The 26,329-nt window shown below is 72.6% G+C and carries 18 protein-coding genes and 2 tRNA genes; 13 read left to right on the top strand and 7 right to left on the bottom strand.

Features of this window, described 5'->3' with window-relative positions; all coding sequences use genetic code 11:
* Nucleotides 1-278 precede the first annotated feature (278 nt).
* The 4 genes from ACIRYZ_RS35415 to ACIRYZ_RS35430 all read left to right on the top strand — a co-directional run bounded on the left by ACIRYZ_RS35415 (nt 279) and on the right by ACIRYZ_RS35430 (nt 4,528).
* Nucleotides 279-1,259, top strand: a complete 981-nt coding sequence (locus tag ACIRYZ_RS35415; protein ID WP_402952301.1) for an ABC transporter permease — start codon at nt 279-281, stop codon at nt 1,257-1,259.
* A gap of 18 nt (nt 1,260-1,277) precedes the next feature.
* Nucleotides 1,278-2,306: an ABC transporter permease gene (locus tag ACIRYZ_RS35420; protein ID WP_402952303.1), complete on the top strand. Its 1,029-nt coding sequence runs from the start codon at nt 1,278-1,280 to the stop codon at nt 2,304-2,306.
* Nucleotides 2,303-4,369, top strand: a complete 2,067-nt coding sequence (locus ACIRYZ_RS35425) for a dipeptide ABC transporter ATP-binding protein (RefSeq protein ID WP_402952304.1) — start codon at nt 2,303-2,305, stop codon at nt 4,367-4,369. Before ACIRYZ_RS35420 ends, ACIRYZ_RS35425 begins: the two co-directional genes overlap by 4 nt.
* An 85-nt stretch (nt 4,370-4,454) precedes the next feature.
* Nucleotides 4,455-4,528, top strand: a tRNA-Lys gene (locus ACIRYZ_RS35430).
* 148 nt (nt 4,529-4,676) lie between these two features.
* Here ACIRYZ_RS35430 and ACIRYZ_RS35435 read toward each other — a convergent pair.
* Nucleotides 4,677-5,561 (bottom strand): alpha/beta fold hydrolase, encoded by an 885-nt coding sequence (locus tag ACIRYZ_RS35435; protein ID WP_402952306.1) that lies wholly within the window; start codon nt 5,559-5,561, stop codon nt 4,677-4,679.
* A gap of 125 nt (nt 5,562-5,686) precedes the next feature.
* Here ACIRYZ_RS35435 and ACIRYZ_RS35440 point away from each other — a divergent pair.
* The 3 genes from ACIRYZ_RS35440 (at nt 5,687) to ACIRYZ_RS35450 (ending at nt 9,753) form a co-directional block, all read left to right on the top strand.
* A tRNA-Lys gene (locus ACIRYZ_RS35440) sits at nt 5,687-5,760 on the top strand.
* A 221-nt stretch (nt 5,761-5,981) separates the two neighbouring features.
* The gene (locus ACIRYZ_RS35445) at nt 5,982-8,459 is read left to right on the top strand and encodes a transglycosylase domain-containing protein (RefSeq protein ID WP_402952307.1); all 2,478 of its coding nucleotides are present in this window, start codon (nt 5,982-5,984) and stop codon (nt 8,457-8,459) included.
* A 142-nt stretch (nt 8,460-8,601) separates the two neighbouring features.
* Nucleotides 8,602-9,753 carry an EamA family transporter gene (locus tag ACIRYZ_RS35450; RefSeq protein ID WP_402952309.1) on the top strand — a complete coding sequence of 384 codons (1,152 nt, stop codon included), beginning with the start codon at nt 8,602-8,604 and terminating at the stop codon, nt 9,751-9,753.
* On the opposite strand, the gene lepB is transcribed toward ACIRYZ_RS35450, so the two are convergent.
* The gene (lepB, locus tag ACIRYZ_RS35455; protein ID WP_402952311.1) at nt 9,716-10,555 is read right to left on the bottom strand and encodes a signal peptidase I; all 840 of its coding nucleotides are present in this window, start codon (nt 10,553-10,555) and stop codon (nt 9,716-9,718) included. The genes ACIRYZ_RS35450 and lepB overlap by 38 nt on opposite strands.
* 216 nt (nt 10,556-10,771) lie before the next feature.
* Nucleotides 10,772-11,107 carry a chorismate mutase gene (locus tag ACIRYZ_RS35460; protein WP_380612786.1) on the bottom strand — a complete coding sequence of 112 codons (336 nt, stop codon included), beginning with the start codon at nt 11,105-11,107 and terminating at the stop codon, nt 10,772-10,774.
* A gap of 291 nt (nt 11,108-11,398) precedes the next feature.
* On the opposite strand from ACIRYZ_RS35460, the gene ACIRYZ_RS35465 reads away from it, so the two are divergent.
* Entirely contained in the window at nt 11,399-11,824 is a 426-nt protein-coding gene (locus ACIRYZ_RS35465; RefSeq protein WP_393037105.1) for an OsmC family protein, read from the top strand.
* Nucleotides 11,825-12,241: 417 nt separating this feature from the next.
* The gene (locus ACIRYZ_RS35470) at nt 12,242-14,254 is read left to right on the top strand and encodes a putative bifunctional diguanylate cyclase/phosphodiesterase (protein ID WP_402952313.1); all 2,013 of its coding nucleotides are present in this window, start codon (nt 12,242-12,244) and stop codon (nt 14,252-14,254) included.
* 129 nt (nt 14,255-14,383) lie between these two features.
* Here the strand turns inward: ACIRYZ_RS35470 and ACIRYZ_RS35475 are convergent, their stop codons facing one another.
* Nucleotides 14,384-15,475: an LLM class flavin-dependent oxidoreductase gene (locus ACIRYZ_RS35475; RefSeq protein ID WP_402952315.1), complete on the bottom strand. Its 1,092-nt coding sequence runs from the start codon at nt 15,473-15,475 to the stop codon at nt 14,384-14,386.
* A 670-nt stretch (nt 15,476-16,145) separates the two neighbouring features.
* Between ACIRYZ_RS35475 and ACIRYZ_RS35480 the strand changes: the two genes are divergently transcribed.
* From ACIRYZ_RS35480 to ACIRYZ_RS35495, 4 genes are all read left to right on the top strand, one after another.
* Complete coding sequence (locus tag ACIRYZ_RS35480; protein ID WP_393037159.1) at nt 16,146-16,733, top strand: DedA family protein; 588 nt, start codon at nt 16,146-16,148, stop codon at nt 16,731-16,733.
* A gap of 254 nt (nt 16,734-16,987) precedes the next feature.
* Nucleotides 16,988-18,268 (top strand): hypothetical protein, encoded by a 1,281-nt coding sequence (locus ACIRYZ_RS35485; RefSeq protein ID WP_402952316.1) that lies wholly within the window; start codon nt 16,988-16,990, stop codon nt 18,266-18,268.
* A 506-nt stretch (nt 18,269-18,774) separates the two neighbouring features.
* Nucleotides 18,775-20,961 carry a glycosyltransferase family 2 protein gene (locus ACIRYZ_RS35490; protein ID WP_402952318.1) on the top strand — a complete coding sequence of 729 codons (2,187 nt, stop codon included), beginning with the start codon at nt 18,775-18,777 and terminating at the stop codon, nt 20,959-20,961.
* Between the two features lie 34 nt (nt 20,962-20,995).
* Nucleotides 20,996-22,927: a galactose oxidase-like domain-containing protein gene (locus ACIRYZ_RS35495; RefSeq protein ID WP_402952320.1), complete on the top strand. Its 1,932-nt coding sequence runs from the start codon at nt 20,996-20,998 to the stop codon at nt 22,925-22,927.
* Nucleotides 22,928-22,971: 44 nt separating this feature from the next.
* Here the strand turns inward: ACIRYZ_RS35495 and ACIRYZ_RS35500 are convergent, their stop codons facing one another.
* From ACIRYZ_RS35500 to ACIRYZ_RS35510, 3 genes are all read right to left on the bottom strand, one after another.
* Nucleotides 22,972-24,030 carry a glycoside hydrolase family 6 protein gene (locus tag ACIRYZ_RS35500; protein ID WP_402952323.1) on the bottom strand — a complete coding sequence of 353 codons (1,059 nt, stop codon included), beginning with the start codon at nt 24,028-24,030 and terminating at the stop codon, nt 22,972-22,974.
* 191 nt (nt 24,031-24,221) lie between these two features.
* A complete protein-coding gene (locus tag ACIRYZ_RS35505) occupies nt 24,222-24,950 on the bottom strand; it encodes a uracil-DNA glycosylase (RefSeq protein WP_402952325.1) in 729 nt (242 codons plus the stop codon).
* Nucleotides 24,951-25,028: 78 nt separating this feature from the next.
* Entirely contained in the window at nt 25,029-26,177 is a 1,149-nt protein-coding gene (locus ACIRYZ_RS35510; protein ID WP_402952327.1) for a low temperature requirement protein A, read from the bottom strand.
* Nucleotides 26,178-26,329 lie beyond the last annotated feature (152 nt).

Raw genomic sequence — 26,329 nt, forward strand, 5'->3', positions numbered from 1 at the left:
GGCTTGAGCGTGGGCACTCAATCCGGCACCGAGCCAGAGGAACGTAACAGCGGATCAGATCCGCCACCAGGGGGAGGAGCGCACACCTGATCCAAAAGTCACGGGGGGCAATCCCGCCGCAACACCCCTGCCGTCCCCGGGTGGTTCACTCTGACCTGCGCTTTCCCCAACTCCCCCGCCTACCCCGCCACCTGACGCCCTGACCGGGCCACGACCGAAGGCCACCACCCGATGCCCACCAGACGCGTCGACCCCGCCCCCACCCCGGGCGGCCGTTGATGCTCCGCTACCTGGCGAAGCGGCTGAGCTACTACGCCGCGCTGCTGCTCGCCGCCGTCTTCCTGGCGTACGCGATCTCCGCGAGCGCCCTGCAGCCGCGCACCTACTTCGACGCCAAAGTCCCCCGCCCGTCCGCCGAGTCGGTCGAGCGCCAGCTCACCGCGCTCAACCTGAACGACCACACCCCGGTGGTCGAGCGCTTCGGCCACTGGGCCGACGGCCTGCTCCACGGCGACCTCGGCCGCACCATCCACGACACCCCGGTCAACGACGACTTCGGCCGCCGGGTCTGGGTCTCGCTGCGGCTGCTGCTGCTCGGCAGCCTGCTCGGCGCCGTCCTCGGCGTCGCCGCCGGGGCCTGGAGCGCCGTGCGCCAGTACCGGATCTCCGACCGGCTGCTCACCGTGCTGTCCTTCGTGCTGCTCTCCACCCCGGTCTTCCTGGTCGCGCTGTTCCTCAAGAACGGCGCGATCGCCGCCAAGGACGTGGCCGGCCACGAGGTCATCCCGTTCACCGGCTACGAGACCCCCGGGCTGGCCGGCGGCCTCGGCGCCCACCTCGCCGACTGGGCGCTGCACCTGCTGCTGCCCACCGTCTCGCTCGCCCTCGGCGGCCTGGCCACCTACAGCCGCTACCAGCGCGGCACCATGCTCGACGTGCTCGGCTCCGACTACCTGCGCACCGCCGAGGCCAAGGGCCTCACCCGGCGCCGGGCCCTGCTCAAGCACGGGCTGCGCACCGCCGTGATCCCGATGTCGACCATGTTCGCCTACAGCTTCCTGAGCATCTTCACCGGCGCGATCTTCACCGAGACCATCTTCGGCTGGCACGGCATGGGCGAATGGCTGATCCAGTCGATCAACGAACAGGACGTCAACTCGGTGGTGGCGATCAACCTGTTCACCGCCGTCGTCGTACTCGCCTCCGGCTTCCTGGCCGACACCCTGCACGCCGCCCTCGACCCGCGCGTGCGGTCCTGACCGGAGGTGATCCCCAAGATGACCGTCGTCACTGCCGAGCCGGCCGACTCCGATTCCCCGGCCGGGTCTTCCGGCTCCTCGGGCGATGCCGGGCGGCCCCCGGTCGCCGGACGGGGGCGGCTCGTGCTCACCCGGCTGCTCGCCGCCCGCGGCGCCGTGGCCGGAGCCGTCCTGATCCTGCTGCTGTTCGTGCTCGCCTTCGGCGGACCGTTCCTGACGCCCTGGGACTACGCCACCCCCGACTTCACCACGCTGCACCAACCCCCCTCCGGCGCACACTGGTTCGGCACCAACGGGGTCGGCCAGGACGTGTTCGCGCAGACCGTCCGCGGGCTGCAGAAGTCACTGATCATCGGGCTGCTGGTGGCCCTGTTCTCCACCGTGCTGGCCTCGCTGGTCGGCGCCTGCGCCGGCTACTTCGGCGGCTGGACCGACCGGGTGCTGATGTTCCTGGTGGACCTGCTGCTGGTCTTCCCCAGCTTCCTGATCATCACCATCGTCTCGCCCCGGCTGCGCGGCAGCGGCTGGATCGCCTTCGTGCTGCTGCTCGCCCTGTTCAACTGGATGATCACCGCCCGGGTGGTCCGCTCGATGACCCTCTCCCTGCGCGAGCGCGAATTCGTGCGCGCCGCACGGTTCATGGGCGTCCGGCCGCTGCGGATCATCAGCCGGCACATCCTGCCGAACGTCGCCTCCTTCCTCATCATCGACGCCACCATCGCGGTCGGCGGCGCGGTGATGAGCGAGACCGCGCTCTCCTACTTCGGCTTCGGTGTCCGCCCGCCCGACGTCTCGCTCGGCACCCTGCTCGCCGCCGGGACCAGCGAGGCCCCGGTGTTCCCCTGGATGTTCTACTTCGCGGCCGGACTGCTGGTGCTGTTCGTGCTCGCCGTCAACCTGGTCGGGGACGGGCTGCGCGACGCCCTCGACCCCACCGCCGGGGCGGCCGGCCGCTCGGGTCGTTCACGTCGCTCACGTCGTTTCGGCAGTTCCAGCCGTTCCGGCCGTTCGGGTCGTTCGGGTCGTTCACAGAGGAAGAGCCCGTGACCACTGTTGTCGAGACCCCGCTGCTCGCCGTCCGGGACCTGCGGGTGGACTTCGCCGGGCCGTGCGGCCCGGTCCCCGCCGTCCGCGGGGTGGACCTCACCCTTCGGCGCGGCGAGACGCTCGGCATCGTCGGCGAGTCCGGTTCCGGGAAGTCCGTCACCGCGCTGTCCGTGCTGGGCCTGCTGCCGGGCACGGCCCGGGTCGGCGGCTCGGTGCGCCTCGACGGCCGGGAGCTGGTCGGGCTGCCCGGGAAGGAGCTCACCGCGATCCGCGGCCGACGGGTCGCCATGGTGTTCCAGGACCCGCTGTCCGCCTTCACCCCGGTCTACCGGATCGGCGACCAGATCGCCGAGGCGGTCCGCGTCCACCAGAAGGTCGACAAGGCCACCGCCCGCCGCCGGGCCGCCGAACTCCTCGACCTGGTCGGCATCCCGGCGCCCGACCGGGCCCTGGACAGCTTCCCGCACGAGTTCTCCGGCGGCATGCGCCAGCGCGCGATGATCGCCATGGCCGTCGCCAACCAGCCCGACATCCTGCTCGCCGACGAGCCCACCACCGCGCTGGACGTCACCATCCAGGCCCAGGTGCTGGACGTGCTGCGCACCGCGCAGCGGGAGACCGGAGCGGCGCTGGTCCTGGTCAGCCACGACCTCGGGGTGATCGCCGGGACGGCCGACCGGGTCGCGGTGATGTACGCGGGCCGGGTGGTCGAAACCGCGACGGTGGACGAGCTGTTCGCGGCGCCGCGCCACCCGTACACGCTCGGCCTGATCGGCGCGCTGCCCCGACTGGACGGGCGCGGCGGCCCGCTGGTGCCGATCCCGGGCACCCCCGCACCGATGGCCGAACTGCCGCCGGGCTGCCCGTTCGCCGCGCGCTGCCCACTGGCGGAGGAGCGCTGCTCGGCAGCGGAGCCCGTCCTGGAGGGCGCCGAGGGGCACCTGGCCGCGTGCGTGCGGTCGGCGGAGCTGGCCGAGCGGCGGCCCGCGCCGAGCGAGGTGTACCCGGTGCCGGAGCTGCCGACCGCGACCACGGCCGGGGACCGCTCGTCGCGGGCGCCGGTGCTGTCGGTGAGCGGTCTCGGCAAAACGTTTCCGCTCCTCAAGGGCACGGTGTTCAAGCGCAAGGTCGGCGAGGTCTACGCGGTGGACGGGGTCGACCTGGACCTGCGGGAGGGCGAGACCCTCGGCCTGGTCGGGGAGTCCGGCTCCGGCAAGTCCACCACCCTGTTCGAACTGCTGAAGCTCGGCGCCCCGGACACCGGCCGGATCGAACTGCTCGGCCGCGACACCGCCCGGCTCACCCGGGCCGAGGCCCACCGGCTCCGGGCCCAGCTGCAGATCGTCTTCCAGGACCCGATGGCCAGCCTCGACCCCCGGATGCCGATCGGCGACATCGTCGCCGAACCGCTGCGCGCCCAGCACGCCCCGCGCACGGAGATCGCCGACCGGGTGCCCGAGCTGCTGCGCCAGGTCGGCCTCGCCCCGGACCACGCCGTGCGCTACCCGCACGAGTTCTCCGGCGGGCAGCGCCAGCGTGTCTCGATCGCCCGGGCGCTCGCCGTCCGGCCGAAGCTGCTGGTGCTCGACGAACCGGTCTCCGCCCTGGACGTCTCCATCCAGGCCGGGGTGCTCAACCTGCTGCAGGCGCTCAAGGCCGAACTCGGGCTCTCCTACCTGTTCGTGTCGCACGACCTCTCGGTGATCCGGCACCTCGCCGACCGGGTCAGCGTGATGTACCTCGGACGGACGGTCGAGCAGGGCGAGGTCTCCGCCGTCTTCGACCACCCCCGCCACCCGTACACCCGGGCGCTGCTCTCCGCCGTCCCGCTGCCCGACCCCACCGCCGAGCGCGCCCGCGATCGCATCCTGCTCGCCGGGGACCCGCCCTCCCCCACCGAGCGCCGCACCGGCTGCCCCTTCCGCACCCGCTGCCCGCTCCACGCCCGGCTCCCGGAGACGGCCCGGGCCCGGTGCGAGCGGGAACGGCCCTCGCTCGACGCCGACCGGGCGGAGGGGGACCACCAGGCGGCCTGCCACTATCCGGAGGAACCCATGAGCTGATCACCGAGTCGATCACCCTCCGCAACCGCTCGAATGCGATTCGGCGGATCGGGTCGGCGGCGTGTACTGTCTTCCACGTCAGCAAGCGCCGCTAGCTCAGTTGGTTAGAGCAGCTGACTCTTAATCAGCGGGTCCGGGGTTCGAGTCCCTGGCGGCGCACAGACAGCCGGAAGGCCCTTCGCGAAAGCGGAGGGCCTTCCGGCGTTTCCGGATCGCGGCACCCCGGCCCGGCCAGCGACACGACGGCCGGCCACGGAACCGCCGATCGCCCTGGCGGTGCGGCGCGTCGAGGCGGGCCGCTGAACGTTCAGCGGGTGTCGAGGACGGCGAAGGCCACCGCGTCCGGGCGGTCGAACATCACCAGGTGCCCGGCCGGGGCGGTCGTGCGGTAGTCGGCACCGAGCAGGGCCGCGAGTTCCCGCTGCTCGGCGAGCCAGTTCTCGGTGCGGCGGTTGCGGCAGCCGTCGTCCGAGGCCAGCACGGTGATCGGCAGGTCCTCCGGCAGCGGCCGGGTGCGCCGCAGTTCGTCCAGCTCGGCGGCCATGTCGAGGTAGCGCCCGTACTCCCGGAGCAGGGCACGCAGGGCCCGGCCGGTGCGGTAGCAGTGCCGGGCCAGCGGCGCCGGGGCGAGGTCCTCGCGGCGGACGGTGGACCGCCGGGCCATCGCCCGGCGGGCGGTCGGGCCGAGCAGGTACGGCACCGCCAGCGCCCTTGCGGCGCCCGCCACCGCCCGGGCCGCCAGGTCGCGCGCGACGGGTGCCGGGTACGGGCGGGCCGCCGGTTCGACGCTGCCGTCGACCAGCACCAGTCCGGCGGCCCGCTCGGGGTGCAGCCGGGCGAAGGCCTCCACGTGGAGGCCCGCGAGCGAGTGGCCGACCAGGGTGCAGGGGCCGCCCAGCCCGAGGCCGTCCAGCACCGCCAGGATCCGCCCGGCCTCGCCGGCCGCCGTCGGGGCGGGCCGCCCGGTGGCGGGCTCGGCGGCGCTCAGCCCGTAACCGGGCCGGTCGAAGCGGACCACGGTGCGGTAGGGGGTGAGGAACGGGACCACGAGGTCCCAGTCGAACCAGCTGCTGCCGAGGCCGCCGGTGAGCAGGCAGGCCGGGCCGTCGCCCTCGGTGCGGACGTGCAGCGCGACGCCGTCGACGCGCAGGAAGCGCGCCTGCGGGTCGGAGGCGGTCGGGCCGGTGGGCACGGTTCCAGCCTAACCAGCGGCGAACTCCGCCCCAACCAGGAGGAAACGGACGTCCGGAGCACCGGGCGGAGCGGGAGTGGTTCGGGGCACCCCTCGGGACCGTGTATTGTTTTCCAGGTCAGCAGGCGCCGCTAGCTCAGTTGGTTAGAGCAGCTGACTCTTAATCAGCGGGTCCGGGGTTCGAGTCCCTGGCGGCGCACAGACATTGGGGAGCCTCTCGCAGCAGCGAGGGGCTCCCCGATTTTTTGGCCCTCGACGTCCGTTTTGCCTGTGATGTCGGTCTCGATTGCCGTTCCGGCGGAGCCATTCGGCCCGCGCGGCTCGTCCTGGGCAGTAAACCGGAATCGGGACAGAGGTCCCCGACCCCCGATGTCCCCGTCTGTGCAGGCTGGCCTGGTCCGCCCGCAGGAAGGCCGCGCCATGTCTGAGAACACCCAGGGCGGCGGCCGCACGCCGTCGATCAGTCTCCGGCCGGTCAAGCGGTTCAAGCGCTCCACCGGTCCGGCCGGCGGTGCGGCGGGCGGCAGAAAGCCGCGCCGGCCCAAGCGCACCGGCTGGCGCCGACTCATACCCACCTGGCGGATGACCCTGCTCGGTCTCGCCGCGTCCCTGCTGCTCGGCGTCGGCCTGTTCGCGCTGGGCGTCGCGCTGGTGAAGGTCCCGGACGCGCACGCCGCCGCGACCGCGCAGAGCAACACCTGGCTCTACTCGGACGGCTCGGTGATCACCCGCACCGGCCAGATGAACCGGCAGAACGTCGGCCTGGACAAGGTCTCCCCCGCCGCCCAGCACGCCGCGCTGGCCGCCGAGGACCGCAACTTCTACAACGAGGGCGCGGTCAACGTGCAGGGCCTGGTCCGGGCCGCCCTCAACACCGCCAGCGGCGAGGGCACCCAGGGCGGCTCCACCATCACCCAGCAGTACGTGAAGAACACGTACCTGAGCCAGCAGCAGTCGATCACCCGCAAGGTGAAGGAACTCTTCATAGCGATCAAGGTGGACGCCACCGAGAGCAAGGACGAGATCCTCTCCGGTTACCTGAACACCTCCTACTACGGCCGCGGCGCGTACGGCATCCAGGCCGCCTCCCAGGCGTACTTCGGCATCGACGCCTCCGCGCTCAACCCGGCCCAGGGCGCCTACCTGGCCACCCTGCTGAACGCCCCGAGCGCCTACGACGTGGCCACCACGACCCCGGCGGGCAAGCAGAACGCCGTCAACCGCTGGAACTACGTGATGGACGGCATGGTCAAGGAGGGCTGGCTCTCCGCCGACGAGCGGGCCAAGACCACCTTCCCCGACGTCAAGGACCCGCAGCCCAACCCGGGCCTGTCCGGCCAGTCCGGCTACCTGGTGGACGCGGCCACCCAGTACCTCACCTCGAACGGGGTCATCAGCGAGACCGAGCTGGCCAAGGGCGGCTACACGATCAAGCTGAGCATCGACCCGAGCCGCCAGCAGGCCCTGCAGGACTCCGTCCAGGCGCAGCTGCACGACACCCTGAACCCGGACAAGCGGAAGAAGGACGCGGCCGCCCAGGCCGGCGCCGTCTCGGTGGACCCGAAGACCGGCGCGGTCGTCGCCCTGTACGGCGGCCTCGACTACGTGAAGCACTACGTGGACAACGCGACCCGGCGCGACTACCAGGCCGGTTCGACCTTCAAGGCGATCGCCCTGGCCGCCGCCTTCGAGAACAACGCCAAGACCCAGGACGGCCGGACCGTCACCCCGCACACCGTCTACGACGGCACCAGCGGCCGCAAGGTCCGCGGCGGCAAGGGCACCCCGTACGCGCCGCCGAACGAGGGCGACAAGAGCTACGGCCAGATCAGCCTGCAGCAGGCCACCGACTGGTCGGTCAACTCGGCCTTCGCCCAGCTCGCGCAGGACACCGGGCTGCAGAAGGTCAAGGACACCGGTGTCGCGCTGGGCCTGCCCGGCAACACCCCGGGCCTGGACCCCGTGCCGTCCATCCCGCTGGGCGCGGCCACCCCGAGCGTGCTCGACATGGCCGGCGTGTACGCCACGCTGGACAACGGCGGCAAGCAGATCACCCCGTGGCTGGTGCAGTCGGTGGACCACGGCGGCGAGGCCGTGGCGCTGCCCGCGCACAAGACCACCCAGGCGATCAGCGCGGACACCGCCAACGAGGTCACCTCGATGCTCCAGGGCGTGGTGAGCGACCCGGGCGGCACCGGCTGGCGGGCGAAGGCACTGGGCCGTCCGGTGGCGGGCAAGACCGGTACCACCGATGACCAGAAGTCCGTCTGGTTCGTCGGCTACACCCCCGAGCTGGTCACCTCGGTGGCGCTGTTCGGCCAGGACCCGGGCACCGGCGCCCAGGTCAGCCTGAGCGGCGTCGGCGGGATCGACGGCGCGGCGGGCGGGCAGTACCCGGCGCAGATCTGGACCAGCTACATGAAGGCCGCGCTCAAGGGCCAGCCGGTGAGCGACTTCGCGGCCCCGGCGGACGGCGACGGCTCCGCGGGCGCGACCGACCTGCCGACCGCCCCGAGCACGCCGACCACCGCCCCGTCGACCGGCGCCGCCACCCCGGGCACCGGCGCGGGCACCCCGTCGAGCGACAACTCCGGCGGCAACACGTCGGGCGGCAACGGCTCCGGCTCCGGCTCCGGCTCGGGCTCCGGCTCGGGCTCCGGCTCGGGCTCCGGCTCGGGCTCCGGCTCGGGCACGGACACGGGCTCCGGCGGGGCGACCACCGGGCCGACCGCTCCCCCGACCAGCCAGCCGACCACCCAGCCCACCTCGCGGCCCACCGGTCGGCCGACCCCCCAGCCGACGCCGACCACCGGTCCGACCACGGGGCCGACCACCGGTCCGACCGGCCAGCCGACCGGCGGAACGGACGCGCTCTCGGGGGCGGGGGCGGGCGGCTGACGTTCGGGGGCCTCGGGTTCCGGGGTCCTCGGGCCCCGGAGGCCTCGGGTGGGTGAGTGCGCCGTTGCGGACAGTGGACAGCAGGACCGAACGACGAAATGGCGCCTTACCGAAGCGCCGGTCCGACTGTCACAATGCGTCGGTGCAAAGCTCAACGGCCTCGCCCACCCACCCTTCGGGCAGAACCCTCGGTCTCGGCCTCGCGCTGGTCTCCGCGTTCGCCTTCGGCGGCTCCGGCACTGCGGCCAAGCCGCTGATCGAGGCCGGGCTCTCACCACTGCACGTGGTGTGGCTCCGGGTCACCGGCGCCGCCGTGGCCCTGCTGCCGATCGCCTACCGGCACCGGGACGCCGTCCTGCGCCGCCCCGGCCTGCTGCTCGGCTTCGGCCTGCTCGCCGTGGCCGGCGTCCAGGCCTGCTACTTCGCGGCGATCTCCCGCATCCCGGTCGGCGTCGCGCTCCTCATCGAGTACCTCGGACCGCCGCTGCTCATCGGCTACGTCAAGTTCGTGCAGCGCAAGCCGATCACCCGGGGCGCGGCCATCGGCGCCGGCGTCGCCGTGGCCGGACTGGCCTGCGTGGTCGAGGTCTGGAACGGCCTGAGCTTCGACGCCCTGGGCGTGCTGTTCGCCCTCGGCGCGGCCTGCTGCCAGGTCGGCTACTTCGTGCTCGCCGACGCCGGCCGCCGGGGCGAGCGCCCGGTCCACCCGATGGCCGTCAGCGCTTACGGACTGCTGATCGGCGCCGTCCTGCTCACCGTCCTCACCCGGCCCTGGCAGGCCGACTGGAGACTGCTCGGCGGATCCGTGGTGATGAACGGGCACACCCTGCCCGCGCTGATCCCGGCCGCCTGGATGGTGCTGGTCGCGACCGTGCTCGCCTACCTGACCGGCGTGATCTCCGTCGGATACCTCTCGCCGCCGATCGCCGGGGTGGTGGCCAACCTGGAGGCCGTGGTCGCCACCGTGCTGGCCTGGGTCCTGCTCGGCGAGCACCTGGGGCTGCCGCAGGTCGCGGGCGGTCTGCTGGTCCTGGCGGGCGCCTTCGCCGCGCAGATCAGCAAGCCGGCGGCGGTGGAGACGGGGGCGGCGGGCCGAAGCGGCGGTGCGACCGAGGTGGTCGCCGGTGCCACCGCCCCGGGTTCGGCTGCTTCCGGTGCTGCTCCGTCGGGTACTGCTCCGTCCGGTTCCACCGCCTCCCGGGCCGTCGGAACCGCTCAGGAGGGCCGGGAGCGGGTGGCCGCCGCCGAGCGCGGGGTCAGCGGCCGGTCCAGCCGAACCAGTCGAAGTGATTGAGCGGCCACACGACGGCTGACACCGGACCGACCACATTGTCCACCGGCACGGCGCCGCCGCCCGGGCCCTGCCGGTGGTAGCGGGAGTCCGCGGAGTCGCTGCGGTGGTCGCCCTCGACCCAGATGTAGCCCGCGGGCACCTTCACCGGACCGAAGTCCAGGCCCGCGCAGGAGTCGTCGCCCGGGTGCAGGTACGGCTCGTCGACCTTCTTCCCGTCGACGGTCAGCGTGGTGCCCGTGCACTGCACGGTCTCGCCACCGGTCGCTATGACCCGCTTGACCAGGTAGTTGTCGTCCTTCGGAGGCACCAGCCCGACGAAACTGAGCACCGAGCTCACGGCGTTGGTGAACGGGTTCGAGTCGACGGGCTGCGGCGGCAGCCAGTTCCCCGGGTCCTTGAACACCACCGGCTGCCCCGGCTCCGGCTTCCAGCCGGTGAGCGGCGCGAGCTTGTTCACGCCGACCCGGTCGCCGACCCGCAGGGTGTTCTCCATCGAGCCGGACGGGATGGTGAAGACCTGGAACAGACAGGTCTTGATCAGCAGCGCGACCACCAGCCCGATGACCACCATCGCCGGCAGCTCGATCCACCACGGCCGGGGGCGACGCGCCGAGCGACGCGCCTTGCGACCGCGCGGACCGCCGGCCCGGCGGCGGGCCTCGGCGCGGCCGCCGGGGGCGTCGGTTACGCCCGGGGCATCGGAGGCACCGGCTGCGCCGCTGGTGTGCCGGGTGTCCTCGACCTCCTGCACGCCGGGATCACCGAGGGCTCCGCTGGGCGTTTCGGGCAGGTTCACCGCCATCGTCGCTGCTCCACCTCTCCGGCTGGGGAAACCTGCACGCTACGCCAACCGGGGAGCCTCACGAAATCCGGCATTTAGCCGCCCCCGACATCACGGGTGGCCGCCCCCGACATCACGGGTGGCCGCCCCCGACATCACGGGTGGCCGCCCCCGACATCACCGGGCGGGAAGCCTCCGCTCGGGGTCGCCTCCAGGGGGTCGCCTCCAGGGGCGCCTTCAGGCGCGGGCGATGGCCTCGTGGTGACGGATGACCTCGGCGATGATGAAGTTGAGGAACTTCTCCGCGAAGACCGGGTCGAGCTTGGCTCCGGCGGCCAGCTCCCGCAGCCGCTCGATCTGGTCCCGCTCCCTGGCCGGGTCGGCCGGCGGCAGCTTGTGCTCGGCCTTGAGGCGGCCGACCCGCTGGGTCGCCTTGAAGCGCTCGGCCAGCATGTGGACCACCGCGGCGTCGATGTTGTCGATACTCTCGCGCAGGCTGGTCAGCTCCGCCCGCACCGCGTCGTCGATCCCCTCGGGCACGCCGGCGTCGGGGGTCGTGGGCTGGTCCGTCATCGGGGCGGCTCCCGGTGTCTGGGGTGGGCGCCCGGCTGTACGGCGGCCGGGCTCGGGCCCGGGCAAATCTAACAGGGCACCCGCTCCGGACCCGCACCGTTGGCCGGAACCGTCCGGCATCCGGACAGCCCGGTGGGACCGCCTCATCGGGCCGCCGGGGTGTCCGGATGCCGACGGGCCGTCCGACGCCCTGCCCCGGCGCCCGGCCCCGGGGCGGGGCTGCCCGTAGGCTGGTGCGTGCATGACCGGAAGTGACGACTCAGCAGTCCCTCAGTAGTGGAGGAACCGATCGTGGCAACCATCCGCACCGCCCGTACCGCCTGGGAGGGCAACCTCCTCAACGGCAAGGGGCAGGTGACCTTCGCCTCCTCCGGGATCGGCGAGTACCCCGTCTCCTGGCCGGCCCGCGCCGAGACGCCCAACGGCAAGACCAGCCCCGAGGAACTCATCGCGGCCGCCCACTCCGCCTGCTTCTCGATGGCCCTCTCGCACGGCCTGACCCAGGCCGGCAACCCGCCCACCAAGCTCGACACCCAGGCCGACGTCACCTTCCAGCCCGGCACCGGCATCACCGGCATCCACCTGACCGTCACCGGCGACGTACCCGGCCTGGACGAGGCCGGCTTCGTGAAGGCCGCCGAGGACGCCAAGGCCAACTGCCCGGTCAGCCAGGCCCTGACCGGCACCACCATCACCCTCACGGCCCAGCTGGCCTGACCCTCTCCCCCGGCTCGTCCGGGGCGCATCCGGCCACGCCCCCGGCGCGCAACCGGCGCCCGGGGGCGCGGCCTCGGCGCGCGCGATCCCGGCGCACCTCACGTGCTGCGTACCAAGGGCGCCCGAACGTTCCGCCACGCACGATCACAAAGGGGACGAATCACCCTGGCGGCGGTCACCGCGCGTTGTCGTCGCGTCCTATGATCGGCCGAAGCGCCCTGTTCTTCACGTGGGTCCCCGCGCGACAGCGCCCCACGGCGGTCGCCCCGCAGCGGACCGGCTCCGAGGACCGTGACAGAGCGCGGAGCCGGCCGCCGGAGTCCCGACCGGCCTGGCGAACCATCGTCAAGCGTCAGCAGCGGACGGGAGCATGCCGTGCCGGGCCAGAACGAGGGGGCCGACGCACACCACCCAGGCGTGCGACACGAGGAATCGTCACACCACCGCCACCTCACCGCGCCGGTCCTCGATCCGGCTTCCGCGCCCTCGGCTGCGTCGGCTACCGCCTGCGGCACCCTGGAGGCCCCCGAGGTGCTGCTCTGCCCCACCTGCTCGGCCCCGTTGACCGGCGGCACCCGTCGGGGCGCCGCCGACGCCCCCGGCCGGGAGGGCGGCGGCAGCGACCGGCTGCTGGCGGCGCTGCGGGCCAGCGAGTCCCGGTTCCGGGCCGCCTTCTGCGACGCCGTCATCGGCATGGCCCTGATCGACCCCGAGGACCGGATCATCGAGGTCAACCCGGCCTTCGCAGCGCTGATCGGACGGGGCGTCGGCGAACTGGTCCGCACCCACCTGCACGAGATCATCGACCCGGAGGGCATGCCGCCTCGGCTCTTCACCGAACTCGTCCACGGTGAGCGGGAACGGTTCCGCGTGGAGAAACAGCTCAAGCACCGCGAGGGCCACACGGTCTGGAGCAAGGTGACCGTCTCCCTGATCCGGGACGGCGCCGGGCAGCCGCTCTACACCCTCGCGCTGGTGGAGGACATCACCGAACAGCGCCGGCTCGGCGACCGCCTGGAGTACCAGGCCCTGCACGACCCGCTGACCCGGCTACCCAACCGGACCTTCTTCTTCGAACGGCTCGACGCGGCCTGCCTCACCGGCACCGAGGCCCCCGGAAGCGGCGGGGGCCCCGACCGTCCCCTGCCGGCGGCCGACGGACGCCGGGTGGGCGTCTGCTACCTGGACCTCGACGGCTTCGCGGCGATCAACGAGACCCTCGGCCACCACATCGGCGACCAGCTGCTGATCGCCGTCGCCGGCAGGCTGCGGGGCGGGCTCGCCGAACGCGACGCCCACCTGGTGGCCCGGATGGGGGGCGACGAGTTCGCCGTCCTGGTCACCGACAGCATCGGCAGCGAGCAGCTGACCGCGCTCGCCGGACGGATCCTGGAGGTACTGGAACGTCCCTTCGACGTCGCCGGGCACCGGCTGGTGATCACCGCCAGCGTGGGCGTCGTCGAACGCTCGGTGCACGAGACCACCCCGACCGACCTGGTCAAGGACGCCGACGCCACCCTGTACTGGTCCAAGGCCGACGGCCGCGCCCGCTGGACCCTCTACGACCCGGACCGCGGCGCCCACCAGCTCACCCGCCAACTGCTCGCCACCGCGCTGCGGCCGGCCCTGGAGCGCGGCGAGTTCAGCGTCGAGTACCAGCCTCTGGTCGGCCTGGCCGACGGCGCGGTGCACGGCGCCGAGGCCCTGGTCCGCTGGCGCCACCCCCGCTACGGGACGATCTCCCCGGACCGCTTCATCCCGCTCGCCGAGGAGTCCGGCGCGATCGTGCCGCTCGGCAGCTGGGTGCTGGAGGAGTCCTGCCGTCAGGCCAAGCAGTGGCTCACCGAATTCCCCGACACCGAGACCTTCGTGAGCGTCAACCTGGCGGCCCGGCAGATCTGGGACTCCGACGTGGTGGCCGACGTCGCCCGGGTCCTCGAACGCACCGGTCTGCCGGCCCGACTGCTCCAGCTGGAGATCACCGAGAGCGCCCTGCTCGGCCCCGGTGGGCGCCCGCTGCAGGCCCTGCAGGCGCTGGCCGACATGGGGGTGCGGATCGCGATCGACGACTTCGGCACCGGTTACTCCAACCTCGCCTACCTCTCCCGGCTGCCGGTGCACGTCCTGAAGCTCGACGGCACCTTCATCGAAGGCTTCCGCGACCCGGCCCCGACGGACCGCCCGCCCGTGCCGGAGCTCCGCTCCCGCCGCAGCGACGCCGACGAGCAGATCGTCGGCGCGATGGTGCAGCTGGCCCACACCCTCGGCCTGACCGTCACCGCCGAGGGCATCGAGAGCGCCGCCCAGGCCGAGCGGCTGCGACTGACCGGCTGCGACACCGCCCAGGGCTGGTACTTCGCCCGGCCCGGCGAGGCCGAGCTGGTCGCGGCGATACTCCGGGAGGGCCGCCCCACCCCGCACGGCCGGTAGGGCACGGGCGGGGCGGGGCGGTTTCCGCCGGGGCGGGGTGCGGCAAGGAGGTTGCCGTCAGGCTGCTGCCGTCAAGCTGCTGCCATCAGGCGGTCTGCCGTCAGGCGGTCTGCCGTCAGGCCGTTGCCGTCAGGCCGTTGCCGTCAGGCCGTACGCCTCGGCGATCAGGCCGTAGGAGCGGAGCCGGGCCTCGTGGCCGTGGATGTGCGAGGTGACCATCAACTCGTTCACCCCGGTCCGCTTGCGCAGGGCCTCCAGGCCGTCCGCGACCTGCCCCGGGTCGCCCAGCACCACGTTGTCGAGCCAGCTGTCGACGAAGTCCTCCTCGACCGGGCTGTACGGGTACTCCTCGGCCTCCTCCGGGGTCGGGATCGGGCCGGGGTTGCCGCGCCGGAGCCGGAGCATGCCGAGCGCGGCGGAGCGGGCGAGACGGCGGGCGGTGGGCTCGTCGTCGGCGGCGACGGCGCCCACGCCGATCAGCGCGTACGGCTCGGTGAGCACGTCGGAGGGGCGGAAGGACGTCCGGTACAGGTCCAGGGCCGGGATGGTGTTGGCGCTGCTGAAGTGGTGGGCGAAGGCGAACGGGAGGCCGAGCCGGCCCGCCAGCTGGGCACTGAAACCGGAGGAGCCGAGCAGCCAGATCGGCGGGCGGCCCTCGCCCTTGGGGACGGCGGTCAGCCGCGCGTACGGGTGGCCGGCCGGGAAGTCGCCGTCGAGGAAGTGGGTCAGCTCGGCGAGCTGCTGCGGGAAGTCGTCCGCGCCCTCGGCGAGGCCACGGCGCAGCGCCCGGGCGGTGGCCGGGTCGGTGCCGGGGGCACGGCCGAGCCCGAGGTCGATCCGTCCGGGGTGCAGGGCCTCCAGCAGGCCGAACTGCTCGGCGATGGTCAACGGGGCGTGGTTGGGGAGCATGACCCCGCCCGAGCCGAGCCGCAGCGTGGTGGTGTTGGCACTGAGGTGGGCGAGCAGGACGGCCGGGGTCGAGCTGGCCACCCCGGGCATGCCGTGGTGCTCGGCCACCCAGAAGCGGTGGTACCCCCACTGCTCGGCCCGGCGGGCCAACTCGGTGGTGGCGGCCAGGGCTTCGGCGGGCGTGTGGCCGACGCCGACGGTGGCCAGGTCGAGGATCGAGAGCGGGGCGGGTGCCGTGCCGCGGGCGCTGCCGCGGATCGCCGCGCCGATCGGCGGCTCGGTTCCGTGCTCCTGCTGGTCCTCGGTGGTCATGCCGTCCGCCCTCCTGGCTGTTCTTGATCCGGCTGCACTCCGAGCCGGCCGTCCTGGGCGGCCGCACGGGTCGCGGACGGCCCGGCGGTCGCTCCTGCCGACCGGGGTCAACCACGCTTCCCGGCTCGCTGTTCCCAGCGGGCCCGCCCGATCCGGGTGCGGTTCGACCGTTCCGCCCGGTACCACCCCGCACGGCCGACCGACCGCTCGATCGGCAGAGAGCCGGCGATCGGACACGGATGGCGACTTCACGCCAGGAACGGAAGCCGCCGGCCCCGGGGCTCGCGATCCGCGACCGGCATCCGGCAGGCTGGTGATCAGGAGCGGGTCACCCAACGGGATCCGCGTTCCGCCAGCAAGATCGCCGGGCTGGACCAGCGCCGAACGATCCCTGCGAGCCCCCGGCGCGGCACCCCGCCCCGGGGGCTCGTGCCGTTTCCGGCCGCTCCGCCCGGCCGCCTCTGCCCCCGGCCCGCCCTCTCCCGGGAGCACTGCCTCGACACCGACGACGGCCCGCCGCCGCTTCGCCGACGCCCGCGCCGACAGCACCTGCCGTGATCCTCCGCATACCGGGGTGCTTCATGGCATGAAAAGTCGAGGCGCTAGCGTTGGCCGTAAGCAGCCACCTGCTCCCCCGGGCGGCGTGGAGGGAGTAAGGGCCTTGAACTTCGTGGCGGCGATCGGATCCTCGTGGATCTGCGCCCTGGCGCTGTTCGCCGTGCTCGGCGACGCCCTCCTCCCCTTCATCCCGAGCGGGACGCTGGTCATCCTGGCCGTGCTCAAGACGGAGCAGGTCAGCGGCGCCCCGGTGCTGCTCGCCCTCGGCGTGGCGGTGGCCTCGTTCCTGGGCGACGTCCTGCTGCTCCACCTCGCCCGACGCGGCGCCCCGGTGCTTCAGCGCCGGCTCGCCCGGCGCCCGAAGCTGGCGGCCAGCGTGGCCCGGGTCCAGCAGTCCCTGATCGAGCGCCCGCGCGGCGGGGCGGCCGCGATGGTGGTGGTCGCCCGCTTCGTTCCGGCCGGGCGGACCGTCCTGGACCTGGCCATCGGTCACTCCCCCGCTCATCCGCACCGCTTCCTGCACTGGTCGGCGCTGGCCGCGCTGGTCTGGGCCGCCTACATCGTGACGCTGGGTTGGCTGAACAGCCACTGGTTCAACACGGCCTGGCTGAGTCTGGCGGTCTCCTGCGCGGCGGCCACCGCCATCAGCACCGCGATCGCGCGAATAGTTCGCCGCAACCGGCGGCTGGCCGCGCTCTGACCGGCCGACGGAGCGGCGGTACCGTACTCCCCTGACATCGCGCAGTGCGATGCGTCACAGGACCGCAACAGATGACCGATCCCTGCAGCCCAGCCGGGTGCGCCCGGCGTGTTGACTGTCGTCGGGAGCTCGGCGACCCTTGGTGGCTGCCGTGGGACATGACATGCTAACGGCGGAATATTCATCAATTGCCTGATTTGACCGGTGCGGCCCGCGGCCGCCCTCACCACCGGCATCGGCACCCAGGGGAGACCATGACCAGCATCTCGCGCAGGACGGTGCTCAGTGCTACCGCCGCGACCGCAGCCCTCGGCGCGGTCGCCGCCTGTTCCAGCGGCGGATCCGGGTCAGGGCAGAACTCCTCCTCCCCTTCCTCCGGCAGCAACAACGGCGACGCCAAGACCGGCACCTCCGACCCGACCCAGGCCGTGGTCCCCAAGGGCACCCCGATCGGTGACGGGTCCAACGCGGACACCGGCCCGCAGCCGAACCAGCCCAAGGCCGAGAAGCTCAAGCCGGGCGAGCGGCCGCCGCAGTTCGTGGTGTTCTCCTGGGACGGCGCGGGCGGCACCGACGACGGCCAGTTCCCCCGCTTCCTGAAGCTGGCGGAGCAGTACAAGGCCACCATGACCTTCTTCCTCTCCGGGATATACGCCCTGCCCAAGGGCAAGTCCCAGCTGTACCACCCGCCGAAGCACGCGGTCGGCGCCTCCGACATCCCGTACCTGTCGGACGGTGCGGTGAAGAGCACCCTCAAGCTCGTCAGCCAGGCCTGGCTGGCCGGGCACGAGATCGGCACCCACTTCAACGGGCACTTCTGCTCCAGCCGTCCGGACAAGAACGGGGTCAACATGTGGACCCCGGAGGACTGGCAGAGCGAGATCGACCAGGCGATCGCCTTCGTCACCCAGTGGCGGACCAACACCGGCTTCACCGACGTCGACCCGCTCCCCTTCGACTACAAGAAGGAGCTCATCGGCGGCCGCACCCCCTGTCTGGAGGGCCAGAAGGCGCTGCTGCCGACCATCGCCAAGCTGGGCTGGAAGTACGACGCCAGCTCCGCGGGCGGTCTGCAGATATGGCCGCAGAAGGTGCAGGACGGAAAGGTCTGGGACTTCCCGCTGCAGTCCATACCCTTCCCCGGGCACACCTTCCAGGTCCTGTCGATGGACTACAACATCCTGGCCAACCAGTCCGCCGGCAGCACCAAGGGCGACCCCGGTAAGTACGACGAGTGGCGCACCCAGGCCACCAACTCCTATCTGGCGGGCTTCGAGCGCGCGTACAACAGCAACCGCGCGCCGTTCTTCATCGGCAACCACTTCGAGCAGTGGAACGGCGGCATCTACATGGACGCCGTCGAAGAGACCCTCAAGGCCGTCGCGGGCAAGCCCGAGGTCCGGCTGGTCTCCTTCAAGCAGTTGGTCGAGTGGCTGGAGGCGCAGGACCAGTCCACTCTGCGCAAGTTGCGCACCCTCAACGTCGGTCAGGCTCCGGCCGGTGGCTGGGACGGCTTCCTGGGCGCGGCGGGCTGACCCGCCGGAGCGCGGAGCAGTCGGTGCCGGGCCGAGGCCGGTACGGCCGACGGGTGTTCGCGCCCCGCCGGCCGTCGTCGTCGGTGTCCGGCCGGGCCGCCGGGGAGCGGGTGCGGGGCCGCACCGGTGCCGAATTCGCCGCACTAGCACCATCGCAAGCCGCAGTGGCCGGGAACCGTAGTATCTTCACGCTTGCGCGGTGGTCATTCCTCCGATCGGTTGCGTTCACCGTTGCCCTCCGGGAGAGTTGAGCGAGCCAAGGATCCCGCATACCCGGAGGGGAAGCTGGGTAGTGCACCGGGATCCAGCATTCGAAGCCGCCACGCCGCCCCACAACTCAACCGGTCGCACACACTCCAGGTACTGGAGGTCACGTGCTGGACGGCCCGGGAACCGCCGGATGGACGGCGGTTCGCCGGGCCGTGTTCTTCCCGGGTGACTTCGGGGCGAGGCGCAGCAACGCCGAGCACAGCAAAGCAAGGCGCAATACTCCGGGGGGAGCAGTTATGACCACGCCGTTCTCGCGGCGAAAGGGCGACGGAACAGCCCGCCACGGGCGCAGCCGGGGCGCAAGCAGTCGAGGCGCCGGCGATCGAGGCGCCGGCGGTCCGAACGGTTACGACCGGGCCGCCGAGCAGCTGGACGAGGTGGTCCTGCGCGCCGTACCGGCGCCCGAAGCACCGTACGACTACGGCCACTTCAGCCGCCTCGCCGGCCCGGCGGTCGATCCGGGCGAGGACCGGGAGCTCGGCGGCGGTGTCTACCGGCCGGAACCGGGCAGCACCGGGCGACCCGCGGGAACAGCCGCCCCTTACCGCATCCAGTACCGCAGCCTGTTACGCCACGAGCCGCACCGGATCCGGGCCGCCCTGCTGCTGGTGGCCGCCCCGCTGCTGGAGGCGATCCTGCTGGTCTGGCTGCTGCTGCCGGAGCACTGGCCGGAGCGCCCGGACGAGACCAGCACCCTGGTGCTGCTCGGCGACAAGGTGATGATCGGGATCATCGCCGTGGTCGAGGTGTTCCGGCTGGTCAACGTCGTCTCCAACACCCACGCGACCCTGGTCGCCCGTGACCCGATACCCGTGACGCCGGAGTCCGGCACCCGGGTCGCCTTCCTCACCACCTGCGTGCCGGGCAAGGAGCCGCCGGAGATGGTCCGGGCCACGCTGGTCGCGGCCCGCGCCGTGCGGCACGAAGGCCCGTACGACGTCTGGCTGCTGGACGAGGGAAACGATCCTGCAATGCGCGCCCTCTGCACGGAGCTGGGCGTTCGCCACTTCAGCCGCGCCGGCCGGCCGCACTGGAACCGGCCGAAGGGCCGCTTCCGCGCCAAGACCAAGCACGGCAACTACAACGCCTGGCTCCAGGCGCACGGCGACGACTACGACTTCTGGGTGTCCGTCGACACCGACCACGTTCCGCTGCCCGACTTCTGCGAGCGCATGCTCGGCTACTTCCGCGATCCCGACGTGGCGTTCGTGGTCGGCCCCCAGGTGTACGGGAACTACCGGAGCTCGGGTTCGGCCGTCACCAAATTCAGCGAGAGCCAGCAGTACCTCTTCCACGCCCTCATCCAACGCGCCGGAAACCGTTACGGCGCACCGATGTTCGTCGGCACCAACAACGCCGTCAGAATCCGTGCGCTCCAGTCGATCGGCGGGTTGTACGACTCCATCACCGAGGACATGGCGACCGGTCTGGAGTTCCACCGGAGCCGGAACCCGGAGACCGGGGACCGCTGGAAGTCCGTGTACACCCCGGACGTGCTCGCGGTGGGCGAGGGCCCGTCCTCCTGGACCGACTTCTTCTCCCAGCAACTGCGCTGGAGCCGCGGCACCTACGAGACCCTGCTCACCCGGTACTGGCGGGTCATGTGGCAGCTGTCGCCCGGCCGGCTGCTCAACTACTCGCTGATGGTGGGCTTCTACCCGATGGCGGCGCTCACCTGGCTGCTCGGCGGGGTGTCCAGCGTGCTCTACCTGGGCTTCGGCGCCTCGGGCGTCCACGTCTCCTCGGAGATCTGGATGATGCTCTACAGCGACGCCGCCGCGCTCCAACTCCTGCTCTACACCTGGAACCGCAAGCACAACGTGAGCCCGCACGAGCCGGCCGGCTCCTCCGGGGTCGCGGGCATGCTGATGTCGGCGCTCTGCGGCCCGATCTACGCGGCCTCGCTGCTGCAGGCGCTGGTACGCCGCCGCAGCCGCTTCGTGGTGACGCCCAAGGGTCGTGAGGCCAGCGCCGACCGACTCGGCACCTTCCGCTTCCACCTGTTCTGGACGCTGGTCTTCGGCGGCGCCGTCGCCGCCTCCTACTACACCGGCTACGACCACGTCGCGATGCGGACCTGGGCCTGCATCGCCCTGGCCCTGACCCTGCTGCCGCTCCTGATCCTGGTCGGCGACGCCGTCCGCCGACGCCGGACCCGGCCCACCGCCACCCTCACCGTGACCGGGGACCCGGCGGCGACCCCCAAGGTCGTCCTGGAGAAGCGCCACCCGCGCCACGCCCACACCGCACCCGCGCAGGCAGTACCCGCACCGGCAGTACCCGCACAGGCGACGACGGCGCTCGACAGCCCGACGCTCACGCTCCGCCTGGCCGCGCCCGACACCCCGACGGTCACGCTCCGCCTCGTCCCGCCGGACGACCTGGCACCCGACCACGCCGAGAGCGGCACCCCCGCCCACTGAACCACCCCGCCCGCCTCCCGAGGGGAGCACCACCTTGAGGATCCACACGACCGGCCGCGCCAAGCGCTTCGCCCTCGGCAGCACCGTCGCGCTGACCGTCGCCGGGATGAACGCCCCGGCCGTCCTCGGCTTCGCCGGCGACCAGTACCACAGCTACGTGATCAACCGCCCCGAGTACAAGGCCCGGTACGGCCACTGGCAGACCCTGACGCTGCCCGCCGAGTTCCGGGTCAACGCCGTCCACGCCACCCTGCTGCGCACCGGCAAGGTGCTGATCGTGGCCGGTTCCGGCAACGACGAGAAGCAGTTCAACGCGGGCAGCTTCAAGAGCCTGCTCTGGGACCCGGCCAAGAACACCTACAAGCTGATACCCACCCCGGCCGACATGTTCTGCGGCGGCCACACCTCCCTCCCGGACGGCCGGGTACTGGTGGCCGGCGGCACCCAGCGGTACGAGAAGCTGGACGGCACCGTGAAGAAGGCGGCCGGGGTGATGCGGGTGCGCAACGAGAGCCCGGAGCGCGACCGCACCTTCCCCAAGGGCACCGTCTTCGTCGCCCCGAACGGCCGCGAGTACGCCAGCACCGTCCCGGTGACCGTCCCCGCCGCGACCAAGACCGGCTCCGGCAAGCAGACCGTGGTCACCGCGGGCGAGCAGCACGTGTTCGTCGAGGCACTCGGAGAGGGCCCGGACTACGTAACCAACTCCCCGGCCCAGTACCGGATCAAGGGCCTGACCGGCACCGACGCGCACAACCTGTACGGGCAGAGCGAGAAGCTGACCCTGGACAAGCAGGAGTACCAGGGCATCCGCTCCGCCTTCGAGTTCAACCCGGACACCGAGCTCTACGAGCAGGTCACGGACATGGCGCACGCCCGCTGGTACCCGACGCTGACCGGGCTGGGCGACGGCCGGGTGGTCACCGTCTCCGGGCTGGACGACACCGGGGAGATCCTCAACGGCAACGACAACGAGGTCTACGACCCGAAGACCAAGACCTGGGCCAAGGCCCCCGACCGCTACTTCCCGACCTACCCGTCGCTCTTCCTGACGGCCTCCGGCAAGCTCTTCTACTCGGGCTCCAACGCCGGTTACGGCCCTGCCGAGAAGGGTCGCGAGCCCGGCGTGTGGGACCTGTCGAACAACAGCTTCCAGCCCGTCCCCGGCCTGCGCGACCCGGGTCTGACCGAGACCTCCTCCTCGGTGCTGCTGCCGCCCGCGCAGGCGCAGAAGGTCATGGTGCTGGGCGGCGGCGGGGTGGGCGAGTCCCCGCTGTCCACGGCCCGCACCGACATCGCCGATCTCTCGGCCGCCAAGCCCTCCTTCACTCCGGGCCCGGACCTGCCGGCCGGCGGCACCCGCTACCTCAACAGCGTGATCCTCCCCGACGACACCGTGTTCACCACCGGCGGCTCCAGCGGCTACCGCGGCCGGGGCGAGAGCGACCTGCTCAAGGCGCAGGTGTACCACCCGGATTCCAAAAGCTTCACGACCGCCGCCGAGCCCACCGTCGGCCGCGACTACCACTCCGAGGCACTGCTGCTGCCGGACGGCCGGGTCGCGGTGCTGGGCTCCAATCCGCTCTTCGCGGACAAGGCCGAGACCCAGCCCGGCGGCTTCGAGCAGCGGATCGAGATCTACACCCCGCCGTACCTCTACCACGGCGACCGCCCGGAGGTGACGGCCGCGCCGGGGGCGGCGAAGCTCGGCGGCACCCTCAGGGTCGGCGCCTCCCGACCGGACGCGGTGACCACCGCCAAGCTGATCCGGCCGAGTTCGGTGACCCACGTGACCGACGTCGAGCAGCGCTCGGTGGCCCTGGACATCACCGGGCGCACCGCTGACGGGGTCTCGCTCACCCTCCCGGGCAACCCCGATCTGCTGCCGCCCGGCTGGTACATGCTGTTCCTGACGGACGCCGCCGGCACCCCGTCGGTCGCCCGCTGGGTCCTGGTCACCGGGTAGCGGCTCGCCGCGTACGAGGTCGCCCGGGTGGTCGGCGCGGCGGCTCAGCGCGCCGCCCGGGCCAGCCCCAGCGCGTACGGCAGCCAGAACTCGCCCGCCCGGGGCTCGCCGCGGCCGCACTCGCCGTCGGACTCCCCCGGGTTCTTGATCCACAGGTAGGCGTCGACGTTCGGCCGCCCGGTCTCGGTGGTCGGCGGCTCGCCGAGCGCCCGGCCGGGCGGGTTGCACCAGGCGTCGGAGCCCAGCGAGCCGTTGCCGCTGCGGCTGGTGTCGATGACGAAGTGCTTCCCGCCCAGGGCGGCGGAGAGCCGGTTGCCGTACGCCGTGTTCCGGTCGGTGGGGTAGAAGTTGGCGACGTTCACCGCGAAGCCGTCCGCCGCGGCGATGCCCGACTTGCGCAGGGCGCCGGCCAGGTCGTCCGGGTCCTGCGCCCAGCCCGGGTTGCCCGCGTCCAGGTAGACCCGGACGTTCGGACGCTTCTTCAACTCCTGGACGGCGAAGGCCAGCAGGCCGTACCGCTCGGTGGCCAGGTCGCCCTTGACCCCGCAGGTGTCCAGGGTGTGCGCGACGGCGTCCGGCTCCAGGACGACCCAGGCCTTGCGGTCACCGAGGGCCTGGGCGACGCCGGTGATCCAGGAGCGGTAGGCGGCCGCGTCGGCGGCGCCGCCGGCCGAGTACTGGCCGCAGTCGCGGTGCGGGATGTCGTACGCGACGAAGACGGCCGTCCGGTCCGCCTCGGCGGCCCGGCGGCTGACCTGCTCGGCGATCTGCTGGGCACCCTGTTCGCCCAGCCACTGCGAGGAGGGCCGGCCGGCGATCCGCAGCAGGGTGTCGGCCTCCGCCGTGCGGCCCTGGCTGCGCAGCGTGGCGACCTGCCGGGCGGCGTTGGTCTGGTCGGAGACGTAGAAGGCCTGGCCGGGGAGCTGGTCCGGGCCGCCGGGTTCAGCCGTCGCGCTGGGGACCGCGACGCTCGGCGCCACGACACCGGGGGCGGCCTTCGGGGCGCCGCCGTCCGAGCCACCGCAGCCGGAGACCACGAGCGCCGTCAGGCCCGCACCCAGCGCGGCCCACCGAATCGTTCCCGCCCGTCCCACCCCGCGCACGTACCGCCCCTTTGAGCCGGCCCCGCCCCTGGACCGGTCCGGCGACCGGTCGGCACCAGCTAAGCACACCCGGCCCCGGCCGACGGCCGACAGCGGTGAACGGCAAGTGGCCGTGGACGAACGGGAATCCGATCCCGTCCGCCCACGGCCACCGAGCCCGGGCCCTGCGTCGATCCGGCCCCGGCCGGACGTCAGCCCTGCTTCAGGTCCGGCACCCGCCAGTCGATCGGCTCGCCGCCGAAGCCGTCCAGCGCCGCGTCGATCTGCGAGAACGGGCGGCTGCCGAAGAACAGCTTGGCGGACAGCGGCGACGGGTGCGCGCCCTGCACCACCACGTGCTTCTCGGTGTCGATCAGCGGCAGCTTCTTCTTGGCGTAGTTGCCCCACAGCACGAAGACCACCGGCTCCTCGCGCGCGCTCACCGCCTTGATCACCGCGTCGGTGAACTTCTCCCAGCCCTTCGCCTTGTGCGAGTTGGCCTCGTGGGCGCGGACCGTGAGCACCGCGTTGAGCAGCAGCACACCCTGCTCGGCCCAGTGCATCAGGTAGCCGTTGTCGGGTGCGGGGACGCCCAGGTCGGCGTCCAGCTCCTTGAAGATGTTGCGCAGCGAGGGCGGCGTCTTCGTCCCGGGCAGCACCGAGAAGCTCATGCCGTGGGCCTGGCCGTCGTCGTGGTACGGGTCCTGACCGAGGACGAGCACCCGGACCTTCTCGTACGGAGTGGCCTCCAGCGCGGCGAACTCCTGGCCGCTCGGCGGGAACACCTGGTGCTGCGCGCGCTCGGCCGCCACGAAGGCCGCCAGCTCCGCGAAGTACGGCTTCTCCGTCTCGGCGCCGAGCACCGCGCGCCAGGACTCGGGCAGCTCCAGCCCGCCGCCCTCGCCGGCCTCGACCACGCCCGTCTCGACCGTGTCCGTCACGACATCTACCTCCCACACCGCGGCTGCCGCGCCGCCTGCCCTCTTACACCCCGAACGCTACACAGCCCCACCGACAACTCAGTCCGCAGGAGCCGCCCCGGCGGCCGTGGCAACGGCGGCCGCCCGCACCACCCGGGCGTGCTCCACCGCGTTGAGCAGCACCAGCAGCCCGGCCAGGGCCACCAGCACCACCAACGCCGGCAGCCGCACCATCACGGGCAGCAGGCCCAGCACCACCACCGCGGCGACGATCCGGGTGGTCGAGACCCGACGGAACATCATCCAGCGCGTGTAGCCGAAGGTCAGCAGGTACAGCCCGCACCCGCCGTACAGCAGCGCCACCGACCCGGCGCCGAGCGCCTGCCGGGGGTGGGCCACGGTCTCCTCGAAGCCGACCGCGACCCCGATCACCCCGGCGGCCAGCGCCAGGTGCCCGTACTGGAAGATCCGCCGGACCACGTCCCGCCGCGAGTCGGCGACCTCCACGGCGTGCCGCATCGCGTCCGCCGCGAACACGAAGTACTGCCACCACAGGCCCGCCGAGATGGTGAACGCGGCGGCCACCGCGGTGAGTTCGGCCGCGTCCAGCCGGGCCCCGGCCGCCGAGGCGCCGATCCCGACGATCGACTCACCGAGCGCCACCAGCAGGAACAGCCCGAACCGCTCCGGCATGTGCGCCGGGTGGTACGCCACCGTGGCGAGCTGTCGCCGGAACACCAGCGGCGCGGCCAGGTCGCAGAGCGCGGCCACCGCCCACAACGCGAGCCGCGGCCCGTCCGACAGCAGCCCGCCGGCCAGCAGCAGCGGCCCGCTGACCAGCACGCCGGCGCCGTACGGGCCGCTCCAGACGCCCGGGAGGCGGACCAGCAGGAGCAGCAGCACCACCCGGGCCAGCCAGTACGCGGCGCCGAGCAGCAGGCCCCGCCGCCCGTACGCGCCGGGGATGGCGAGCGCCATGAACAGCCCGGCCAGGCCGACCAGCAGGATGCCCAGGCGGTCGCGCTGGTTGTCCACGTCCCGGATGTTGGCCTGCACGGTGGTGCCGACCCAGCACCAGTACACCGGCACGAACACCACCAGCGCCCGGATCAGGCCGCCGGCGTCGTGCTGGTGGTGCAGCAGCCCGGAGACCTGGGTGATCGCGAAGACGAAGACCAGGTCGAAGTAGAGCTCCGCCCAGGTGACCCGCTTCTCGCCCGGCTCCTCCGGGTCCCCCGTCGTACTCATCCGCGCCCTGCCTCCCCGACCCCACGAACCCGACCGGCCCCGCGGAACGGGGCGGCCCCACACAACGAAGCGGCGTCACCGAGCGAAGCGACCCCACCGAACGAAACCGCCCCGCCCCGGCGCTCGGCCGGAACGGGGCTCGCGACAGCACC

The organism is Kitasatospora sp. NPDC101155, assembly GCF_044768305.1.
Taxonomy (GTDB): domain Bacteria; phylum Actinomycetota; class Actinomycetes; order Streptomycetales; family Streptomycetaceae; genus Kitasatospora.